The following is a 10,230-nucleotide window of genomic DNA, read 5'->3' on the forward strand; positions in this document are numbered from 1 at the left end:
GCTCGAAAGAGCCGGGGCCCGGGCCGCTGAGTCGATTGCTCAGATGCACCCGGGCCCCTGCTGCTTACAGGCCGAGCGCCTCCCGCAGTTTGCCAAACACCTTGGTGTTATCCAGCGTGCCTTTGAAGCGGTTGCTGCCGGCGCCATCGGCAAACAGCATCACATCGCCGCCGCCGTGGGTTTCCGATGTCAGTTTGACGCCGGTCTCCTGCAGATAGTCATTGGCCATCACCTGATCGCTGGTGAGGATCGGACGCACATCGGGGCGGTTGGGGCCGTTACCGAACACCAAGGTGGTGAAGGGCTTGCCATCCACATCGTTCTGGGTCGAGCCATCGCCATTTTTAACCAGATCCAGCACCGGATTGCCCTTGGCGGAGTAGCCGTTAATGGTCATGGTGTGGTCATGGTCGGCAGTGACCACGATCAGGGTATTGTTGAGATCCACTTTACTCAGCGCCGTCTTGACCGCCTCATCCAGTGCCACCGCGTCGGTGAGCGAGCGCTTGGCGTTGGTACCGTGCAGGGCGTGATCGATACGGCCACCCTCTACCATCAGGAAGTAACCCTGACTGTTCTTGCTCAGCAGGTCGATCGCCTTGGCGGTCATTTCGGAGAGGGACGGCTGGGTATTGGCAGCCCCCTTGGCGACCCGATCCAGCTCGTAGTCGAGATGGGATTTGCTGCTGAACAGGCCGAGCACCTTGCCGCTGGTGACCTTGGCCAGTTCACTTTGAGTGGTGACATAGCTGTATCCCTGTGCCTTCATCTCGGCGGTCAGGTCGCGGTTGTCATTGCGACCGCCCTTGTTGCTGGCGCTGTAGGGGGTCCAGTGGTTGGCACCACCACCCATCAGCACATCGACCCCATCCCCCAGCGCTTGGTTGAAGCCAGCCCCTCCGGGAACGGCTTGTGCGGCGATGTCATAGGCGGCATCCCGATGGCAGATGTGGGCGTAGGTAGCTGCCGGGGTAGCGTGGGTCAGCTCGGTGGTGGTGACGGCCCCGACCGATTTGCCTGCCGCCTTGGCCAGCTCCAGGATGGTGGGCACCGGCTTGCCGTTATCGCTGCTGCAATTGTTGACGGTTTTGTTGCCATTGACGTCTTTGCCGGGGGCGACGGCTTTGGTGTCGCTGCTCATGGCGATCACCTCGTTGTTCATCTTGACCCCGGTGGTGTAGGCCGCCATGGAGGGGGCCGAGTCGGTGGTCTGGGCATCGTTGGAGAAGGTCTTGATGCGGGCACTGCGCGGCAGTTTCATCATCTCCAGATTGCCCTCTTCCCCCACCTTGAACAGGCGGGTGGCGGTGAGCACGGTGGGGCCCATGCCATCACCGATAAAGAGAATGACGTTTTTGGCATCACCGGCCTGTGCCTGGGAGGTTGCGCCCAGCGCACTGAACAGGGCGGCGCAGACCAGCGTGTGCTTGATGGATGTGTTCATCTGTTTGCTCATGAAAGTGCTCCTTACAGCTTGGCCGCAGCCTTGATCTTGCCGAACACGGCGGTGTTATCGAGTGAGCCATGGAAGCTGTCAGCCCCCTTGCCGATGGCGCCGAGGAAGACATCTGTGCCGCCGTGGGTCTCGTTACCGATCTCGCCTACCTTGACCACCACTTCCTGGTGGTAGTCATTGGCGGAGACGGTGGCATCGTCGAGCGGGGCGACGCTGCTGCGCGGGCCATCCACCCGGTTGTAGCCGTTGCCAAAACCTATGATGGTGTAGGGCATGCCCTCGCTATCCTTGCTTGGCTCGCCAGTCTCGTAGTTCTTCACCAGGCCGAGTACGCCGGGGTTGTCGGCGGTGGTCTTGCCGGTGCGCTTGGCATAGCCGTTGAGCACGAGCGTATGGTCGTGGTCGGCGGTGACCACGATCAGGGTGTTTTTCAGCTCGGGGTCGCTCTTTTTCACCTCGTCGATGGCGGCCTTGATGGCGTTGTCGAAGGCGATGGTGTCCTGCAGCGCCCGCTTGGCGTTGGTGTCGTGCAGGGCGTGGTCGATGCGACCCCCTTCCACCATCAGGAAGTAACCCTTCTCCTTGCCCTTGAGCTGCTTGATGGCGGCCAAGGTCATCTGGGCCAGTGATGGCTCGCTGGCGGGACGGTCCAGGTCATATTTCATGTGGCTGGAACCAAACAGACCCAGCAGCGGCTTGCCCGCATCGGCCTTGTTCAGCTCATCCAGATTGCTGGCAAACTGGTAGCCCTTGGCCTGCATTTCGCTGATGAGGTTGCGGCCATCCTCCCGCTTGCCCTTGTCAGCTTTGGGCAGGAAGAAACTGCTGCCGCCACCGAGTACCACATCCAGCCCCTCCTTGAGGGCGCTGTTGTAGCCTTTGCCGCCCGGTACCAGCTGGGCAGCGATATCTGCCTCCAGATCCCGGTTGCAGATATGGGCATAGGTAGCCGCCGGGGTGGCGTGGGTTACCCGGGTGCTGGTTACCACACCGGTACCGCGGCCATCGGCTTTGGCCAGCTCCAGCAGGGTGGTCACCGGCTTGCCAGCGCTCTTGCTGCAGTCGCTCTCATAGGTGGCGTCGCCGTCCATGCTGATGACGCCGTTGTTGCTCTTGACCCCGGTCATGTAGGCCGCCATGGAGGGGGCCGAGTCAGTGACCTGGGCATCGTGGGAGAAGGTCTTGATAAAGGCCGTCTCTGGCAGGGTATCGATGGTGAGATCACCCTCTTCGCCGACACCGTAGATGCGGGCCGCCGTCAGGGTGTTGAGGCCCATGCCGTCACCGAGGAAGAAGATGACGTTGGTGGGTTGGGCTGCGGGCTTGGTCGCCACCGTGTCATTGTCTGATTTGCAGCCGGCAGCCAGGGCGGCGCCGATCATCACTGCAAGTCCTGCCATTTTTCTCATTGGGGTTCGCTCCTTGTAAAACCTGAGCGCAGCCTAGAGGGGACAGATGACACTTTTACTGACTATCGGTGACGGTTGTGTGAAAAAGTGATGAAAATGTTACGTTATATCAATGTGTTATCTGTCAATTGAGCCAGTTGGTCAGGTCGCTTCCGGCAAGGTTGTTCCGCCTCGGCGGTTTGCTGATTTGATGAGGTGATGGTTAGAATGACCTGTCAAAAGAGGCCCGCAGCAGGTAAAATGCGCCCCCTTCGTTCGATGCCTGCGGCAGAGCGCCTGTTGTTTCATGCGCGCGCCCGCAGCCCCCACAGAGAGTAACGGATATGTCCATCAACTGGTTCCCCGGTCACATGCACAAGGCCCGCAAAGAGATTGCCGAGGTCATGCCCCAGGTCGATGTGATCATCGAGATGCTCGATGCCCGCATCCCCTTCTCCAGCGAAAACCCGCTGGTGCCCGAGCTGCGTGGTGATACCCCGGTGATCAAGGTGCTGAACAAGGCGGACCTGGCCGATCCGGCGATCACCGAACTGTGGGTGGCGCACATGGAAAAAGAGAAGGGGATCAAGGCGCTGCCGTTGACACAACAAGAGCCGGAGAAGATCAAGCAACTGCTGACCCTCTGCCACGAGATGCTGCCGGAACGCAATTTTGAGCTGCGCGGCGTGCGGGCGATGATCATGGGGATCCCCAACGTGGGCAAGTCCACTCTGATCAATACCCTGGCGGGGCGCATCATCGCCCGCACCGGCAATGAGGCGGGGGTGACCAAGTCCCAGCAGCGGATCAAGCTGGATAACAACGTCATTCTGACCGATACCCCGGGTTTTCTCTGGCCCAAGCTCAATCCGCCCTCCTGTGGTTATCGCCTGGCCATCACGGCGGCCATCAAGGACACTGTGTTCGACTATGCCGATATCGCCATGTTTGCCGCCGATTACTTCATCAAGGCCTATCCGGAGCGGATCAAGGCGCGCTACCAGATTGACGAGTTGCCCGAGACCGAGATCGAGCTGCTGGAGATGATCGCCCGCCAGCGGGCGTTTATGCGCAAAGGGGGGCTGGCCGACCTGCACAAGTCGTCCGAGATCCTGATCAACGAGTTCCGCTCCGGTTTGCTTGGCCGCATCTCGCTGGAGACGCCGGAGATGGTGAGCGTCGAGATTGTCGAAGCCGCCGCAGAAGCCGAGCAAAAAGCCAAAGAGAAGGCCGAGCGGGAAGAGGAGCGTCAGGCCCGCGCCCGTCGCAAGTACGCCCGCAAGCGTCAGAAATAGTTATCCTCAGGCGTCCCGAGCTTGCCTGACAACGACCGAGCTTGTGTGACCGAGATGACGAAACACGAAGAGGCGACCCCAGGGGTCGCCTCTTCTGTTTTATCTGGTGAAGTGCCCGCCCACTTCTGATGGCGTGTCCGCGCTATAAAGCCATGCCATCAGCCAAAACGTTGGCGCGCCGTTTCAAACAGCGACATATGAAGCGGGATCAGCTGTTGCCAGTCGCGGCGATAGCCGCCACCGGGCATCGCCGCGATGGGCAACCCATGCTTGATTGCACAGTCAAATACCATGGCATCGCGCAGGCGAACCCCTTCATCGCTCAAGGAGAGATAACCAAGCTCGTCGGCATGATGCACATCGACGCCCGCCTGATAGAGGATGAGATCCGGCGAATAGAGCCGCAGTGCCAGCGAGAGTGCCTGTTGCAGTGTGGTGAGATAGGCATCGTCCGTCATGCCGCTTGGCAGCGGAAAGTCGAGGTGAGAGGCGGCTTTGTGATGGGGAAAGTTGTGCTCCCCATGAAGGGATAGGGTGATGATATCGCGCCGTCCGGCGCACAGGCCCGCACTGCCATCTCCCTGATGAACATCGAGATCGACGATCAGCACCTGTTCGCAGCGCCCCTCGTCGAGGCAAGCTTGGGCGGCAATCACCAGATCGTTGAACAGACAAAAACCGCTGCCGTGATCCCGATGGGCGTGGTGGTAGCCACCGGAGATCTGCAAGCCGCAGCCCTGCTCAAGTGCATAGCGGCTGGCAGCAACGGTGGCACCCACCGAGCGCAAGGTGCGCTCCATCAGCATGGGTGACCAGGGAAAACCGATCTTGCGGATGGCGCGCTCTTCAAGCTGGCCGCTCAGAGCCGCCGCGACATAATCGGCATCGTGAATGCGACAGATTTGCTCACAAGTTGCGGCCGGTGCTTTGCCAAGGGGGTAACCCTGCACCTGCAGGCGTTCAAACAGCCCCTGATACTTGGCCAGCGGAAAGCGATGGCGCTCGGGTAGCGTCAGGGAGGAGTAGAGAGGGTGATAGAAAATGCGCAACGACATGGTGCCATTCTCCCTGGCAAGGTGGCGCTTTCTATATATGAAATCAGCAGATGAATCCATATATGTACTCCCTATATAAAGGGGAAGTGGCAGCGCATAAATCAAGACGCGTCGTGAGTGAGACCGCAGGATATGGAAAAGGGGAGCTTGGCTCCCCTTTCAGGCAATATCCCAGCTCGGTTTATTGCTGCTGGATAACCCAGATCTGGAAGGCTTTGCGGGTTTCCGCATCTGCCTTGTTGTACCAGTTTTGCAACTGGGTCAGGGCTTCCGGATTGCTTTGAGCCTTGCTGGGGGCAACCTGAACTGGTGCGCTGGCTGCAGCCATCACGGCAGCAGAAGAGACGGCCACCGCTTTGGGCTGGTTGAAGGCTTTACCCATGTTAATCAGCTCTTGCTGATAGTCACGGGTCAGCTGGAAGCCCTCTACTTTCGGCATCACGAACTGTTCGCTACTCACTTGCTGACCACTGACCTTGTCTTTCAGCGCCACTTTCTGCTCTTTGACAAACTGCTTGGCTTCGGCTTCATTGCGGGGTTTTTTATAGTCCAGCACCAGCTGTTGGTTGTCGGCGGCAGTGAAGTTCAGCACCAGCGGCTCGGCGGTGACCAGCTTGATTTCGTTACGGCTGGAGTAGTTGCCTTCAAAGGCGACGACCAACTGGTGTTTGCCGGCAGAGAGGGGGAAGGTGCTGGTTTTGTCGAGCAGCTTGGGGTTGATGGATTGACCATCGATCAGCTGGACGACATACGGGGTGGTCACTTCCAGTTGAGCATCAGCCAGGGCGCTACCGGCCCACAACAGACCAGCCAGCGCCGGTACCAGAACAGTCAGTTTCATTTCATCTCCTTGAACAGTCAGGCGATTGCCCACTGAAAACAGGGGCTCATTTTTACAGGTTTGGCCTACTGCGGCAATGGCTCTTTCTGGTGGTCGATGTTCGCGCTGCTGTCAGTTTGTTTATCAATAGCGACCGGCTTATTTATTCGATCCGCCGTGTAAACGGGGGGAGGGCATCAAGCAACCCCTTGCCATAACGTTTGGTCAGCAGGCGGCGGTCGAGAATGGTGACCCGTCCCCGATCAGCCTCTTTGCGGATGAGGCGGCCACAGGCCTGGATAAGCTTGCGCGATGCCTCCGGGACCGTCAGTTGCAGGAAGGGGTTGCCGCCTCGTTGCTCCACCCACTCGGCAGTAGCCTCCTCGACCGGCGAGTTGGGCACCGCAAAGGGGAGCTTGGTGATGACCAGATTGGTAAGGTAGTGACCCGGCAGATCCAGCCCCTCCGAGAAGCTGCCGGTACCAAACAGGATGCTGGCCTGACCGCCATCGCATTTTTGTTTGTGCAGGGTGAGCAGGGCATTGCGGGAGGCTTCCCCCTGCACCAGCAGTGAGAGTCCCTTGGCTCGCAAGCCAACAGCCACCTCATTCATCTGGCGGTAGGAGGAGAAGAGCACCAGACTCGCCTCCTTGCCCGCAAGAATACGTGGCAGCACGCTGATGAGTTCGTTGGTAAAGGCCGGCGAGTTGGGTTCGTGCTCCATCTTGGGCAGATAGAGCTCGGCTTTCTGATAATCAAAGGGGGAGCGCAGGCGCAGATAGCGGGTACCGTCGTGCTCCTTGAGCCCCACCTGATGGCGAAAATAACTAAAGGAAGAGAGGGCGGTGAGGGTCGCGGAGACCAGTACGGCCCCCAGACATTTCGACCAGAGCCACTCCTCCAGCAGATAACCCACCTCTATCGGTGAAGCATGCAGCCAGATATCGCCGTCATCGCTTTTGGCCATCCAGCGGGCGAGCGGCGTTTTGCCAGTCGGAATGTGGCGCCCCAGCATCTCCCACAGGGCGCAGAAGCTCTCCAGCCGCTGCAGATGAAAACCGCTTTCGGCCAGCAGGGGTTCTGCCTCCTTGCGGCGGATCTCGCCATCTTTCAGCGCTTCACCTATGGCACCTTGCATCCGATCCAGCGCCCGCAGCGCCTTCTTGCTCGACTCCTTGAGATTCTCTGCCAGCATGGGCAGGGGATCCGGCAATACCCCTTCGACGAAGCGGTAGTGGGGTTCCGTGCCAAACAGCCGATCGTTGGCGCTGAGCCACTGCTCGACCGCCTTCAGATCAGGCTGGATGGAGGCCAGTGCATCCTGCAGTTTGAGTTGGGGGTCGAGCAGGCTCTCCTTATTAAAAGTCCGCGCCAGCTTGCCTGCACTTTGTACCAGCTTCTCCAGCCAGCGACGTGAGCCTTTGACGCTGGCCGACGCCGCGCCGTGATCCCGGGCGATGGTGGGCAGGTGATGGGCCTCATCCAGCACATAGATGCACTCATCGGGGGGGGGCAGAATGATGCCGCCGCCCATGGTGAGATCGGAGAGCAGTAGCGCATGGTTCACCACCAGCACATCGGCGCTCTCCATATCGTTGCGGGCGCGATGAAAGGGGCAGTGCTGGTGATGGCTCAGCGCCTTGTTGCAGGTGTGACGGTCGGCGGCGATGCGATCCCAGCAAGTGTCGGGAATGGGCTCCGGCCAGTTGTCCCGATCCCCGTCCCATTTGCCATTGGTGTAGGCCTGCCACAGGGCCTGGTAGCGATCTTTGTCGCTGTCAGATGGCTTGGATTTGCTCAGACTGCCAAAGTCGAGCTCAAAGTTGGCCATCTCGGCACCACTGGCTGCCTGCTCCAGCAGATGTTCGCAGCAGTAGCGCTGACGTCCCTTGACCAGCATAAAGCGAAACGGCAGCTCGCTGTGGCGGTGGTAAAAAGGGAGGTCTTTGTGGATCAGCTGCTCTTGCAGGGCCACGGTGGCGGTAGAGATCACCAGCTTCTTCTGGGTGAGTCTCGCCACCGGAATGGCGCCCTGCGCATAGGAGAGGGATTTGCCGATACCTGTGCCCGCTTCGGCAACCAGAATACGGCGCTGTTTGTCGTACTCGCCGGTCAGGGTTTTGGCTATCTCGGCCACCAGAAAGTTCTGCTCTTTGCGCGGCACAAAACCGGGTAATCCATCCGAAATCTGGCGATAGGTTTGACGAATGGTTGCTTTGAGGCGAGTAGAGAGCATGAAGAGAAGGCCAGTTAGGTGTTAATCGAAGGACAAGGATACCCGCAACCCCTTGGTGAGGTCGAGGCAACTGCCATTATCACGGCTGTTTTACGCTGATCAGACCACTTTGGTTGTTTATCAGGTAGTTAGCGTTATTTGCATGCAAAATAGACTATTTGAGTGCAAATAATCAGCAGGATTCGTTGTAAACGTTTTCCTTTGGGCTTGCCGCCAGGTGAGACTTGGCTCACATTTTTGCCTCCATGACTATGGTTTGCGTAAAAAGTTCCAAGTTTTTTCATTGCGGTTCAAAAAATCCGGTGCTAGTCTCGGCGGCATAGTGATGCAAAGAACATCGCTAACACAGGGAATAACAACAACTTAGTGTTTAATTACAGTAGGCATTGGAAACTATGAAAAAGACAATTCTGGCTATTGCTATTCCGGCTCTGTTTGCATCCGCCGCTAACGCCGCAGTGATCTATGACAAAGACGGTACCACTTTCGACGTATACGGCCGTGTACAGGCTAACTACTACGGTGAGCACGATGATACCGATGGCGAGCTGATTGGTTCTTCCCGTCTGGGCTGGTCCGGTAAAGTCGCTCTGAACAACACTTGGTCCGGTATTGCCAAAACTGAGTGGCAAGTTGCTGCTGAAAACTCCGACAAGGGAAGCGACGGCAAGTCTAGCAAGTTCGATGCTCGTCATATCTACGCAGGCTTTGATGGTTCCCAGTACGGTAAAATCATCTTCGGTCAGACCGACACCGCTTTCTACGACGTACTCGAGCCGACCGATATCTTTAACGAGTGGGGCGATGCCGGTAACTTCTATGACGGTCGTCAGGAAGGCCAGGTTATCTACTCCAACAGCTTCGGCGGTTTCAAAGGTAAGGTTTCTTACCAAACCAACGATGACGTAGCTGTCAAGATTACTGACGTAGGTCAAAAAATTAAAGAAGATGCCTATTTGGGCACTAACGTGAAGCGTGAGAAAGCTTATGCCGTTGCTGGCGGTTACGACTTTGACTTCGGTCTGGGCTTCAACGCTGGTTATGCTTACTCCGACCTGCAAAACAAAGTTAATGGCCAGACTGGTAAGAAAGACGAGTGGGCTGTTGGTGCACACTACGCAATCAATGGTTTCTACTTCGCTGGTGTTTACACTGAAGGTGAAGTGAAGAATAAGAGCAACGGTATCAAAGATGATGGCCGTGGCTATGAGCTGGCAGCATCTTACAACGTAGATGCCTGGACCTTCCTGGCTGGCTACAACTTCAAAGAAGGCAAGGCCAACGCTCAAACTGCCGGTTCTACTTACAAGGATCTGGTTGACGAGACCCTGCTGGGTGTTCAGTATGCCTTCACTCCGAAGCTGAAAGCTTACACCGAGTACAAGATCCAGGGCATCGACAAGCAAGACGACGAGTGGACTGTTGCTCTGCAGTACAACTTCTAATAAGTTGCACATGAGTAATATCCTGGCTTGAGTCTTTGACCAAGCTACGAATGGCCGAGATAATATCTCGGCCATTTTCTTTTTTGGCGCCAGCGTATTGGCGCCATGATGAATCGCCGGATTGCTATGTAAGTGATGTTTGGCAAACCATCAGTCTCGATTAATCTCTCCTGCTTCCTGCTTCCTGCTTCCTGCTTCCTGCTTCCTGCTTATCTCTTTGATGAGGAGGGCACTGCTCTCCTTTACGCCATACAGTCATTGCTCGCAGCAGCTGTGTTTGACCGTGAGTATCTGGCAGCCCTTGCAAGGGGCGGTGCTATTTGCGCGGATTGTGCGGATATTGAGGGGACATGCTTGGGATGTGATGCAGCACAGTAGGAGGGAATTGTAAGGCCAATCAGCGGTAGATACTTGATGTGTCGCCGCTAGCGACTAAGTTAGCGTTAAATGAGTAATGTCTAGTCCTGAAATAGGTTTACACATTTTCGGCTAGCATTTCTCCACTCAGAACCCCCTATGTACCGCATCGGGGGTT

Annotated in this window: 7 protein-coding genes; 2 read left to right on the forward strand and 5 right to left on the reverse strand. The window is 57.3% G+C overall.

What is annotated here, in order from left to right:
- Positions 1-64 precede the first annotated feature (64 nt).
- Both A9G06_RS11440 and A9G06_RS11445 read right to left on the reverse strand, forming a co-directional pair.
- Positions 65-1,456 carry an alkaline phosphatase gene (locus tag A9G06_RS11440; protein WP_069555303.1) on the reverse strand — a complete coding sequence of 464 codons (1,392 nt, stop codon included), beginning with the start codon at positions 1,454-1,456 and terminating at the stop codon, positions 65-67.
- A gap of 11 nt (positions 1,457-1,467) precedes the next feature.
- On the reverse strand, positions 1,468-2,865 hold the full coding sequence (locus A9G06_RS11445) for an alkaline phosphatase (RefSeq protein WP_069555304.1): 1,398 nt from the start codon (positions 2,863-2,865) through the stop codon (positions 1,468-1,470).
- Between the two features lie 323 nt (positions 2,866-3,188).
- Between A9G06_RS11445 and ylqF the strand changes: the two genes are divergently transcribed.
- A complete protein-coding gene (gene ylqF / locus A9G06_RS11450) occupies positions 3,189-4,139 on the forward strand; it encodes a ribosome biogenesis GTPase YlqF (protein WP_069555305.1) in 951 nt (316 codons plus the stop codon).
- 158 nt (positions 4,140-4,297) lie between these two features.
- Here ylqF and A9G06_RS11455 read toward each other — a convergent pair whose 3' ends face one another.
- The 3 genes from A9G06_RS11455 to dinG all read right to left on the reverse strand — a co-directional run bounded on the left by A9G06_RS11455 (position 4,298) and on the right by dinG (position 8,250).
- Positions 4,298-5,194 (reverse strand): histone deacetylase, encoded by an 897-nt coding sequence (locus A9G06_RS11455; RefSeq protein WP_069555306.1) that lies wholly within the window; start codon positions 5,192-5,194, stop codon positions 4,298-4,300.
- Between the two features lie 181 nt (positions 5,195-5,375).
- A complete protein-coding gene (locus A9G06_RS11460; RefSeq protein ID WP_058056075.1) occupies positions 5,376-6,035 on the reverse strand; it encodes a DUF2057 domain-containing protein in 660 nt (219 codons plus the stop codon).
- A 142-nt stretch (positions 6,036-6,177) separates the two neighbouring features.
- Positions 6,178-8,250 carry an ATP-dependent DNA helicase DinG gene (gene dinG / locus A9G06_RS11465; protein ID WP_069555307.1) on the reverse strand — a complete coding sequence of 691 codons (2,073 nt, stop codon included), beginning with the start codon at positions 8,248-8,250 and terminating at the stop codon, positions 6,178-6,180.
- A 395-nt stretch (positions 8,251-8,645) separates the two neighbouring features.
- Here dinG and A9G06_RS11470 point away from each other — a divergent pair, with 395 nt between their 5' ends.
- Complete coding sequence (locus tag A9G06_RS11470; protein ID WP_069555308.1) at positions 8,646-9,695, forward strand: porin; 1,050 nt, start codon at positions 8,646-8,648, stop codon at positions 9,693-9,695.
- The last annotated feature ends 535 nt before the right edge of the window (positions 9,696-10,230 follow it).

Source organism: Aeromonas sp. DNP9, from assembly GCF_001728955.1.
Lineage (GTDB): Bacteria > Pseudomonadota > Gammaproteobacteria > Enterobacterales > Aeromonadaceae > Aeromonas > Aeromonas veronii.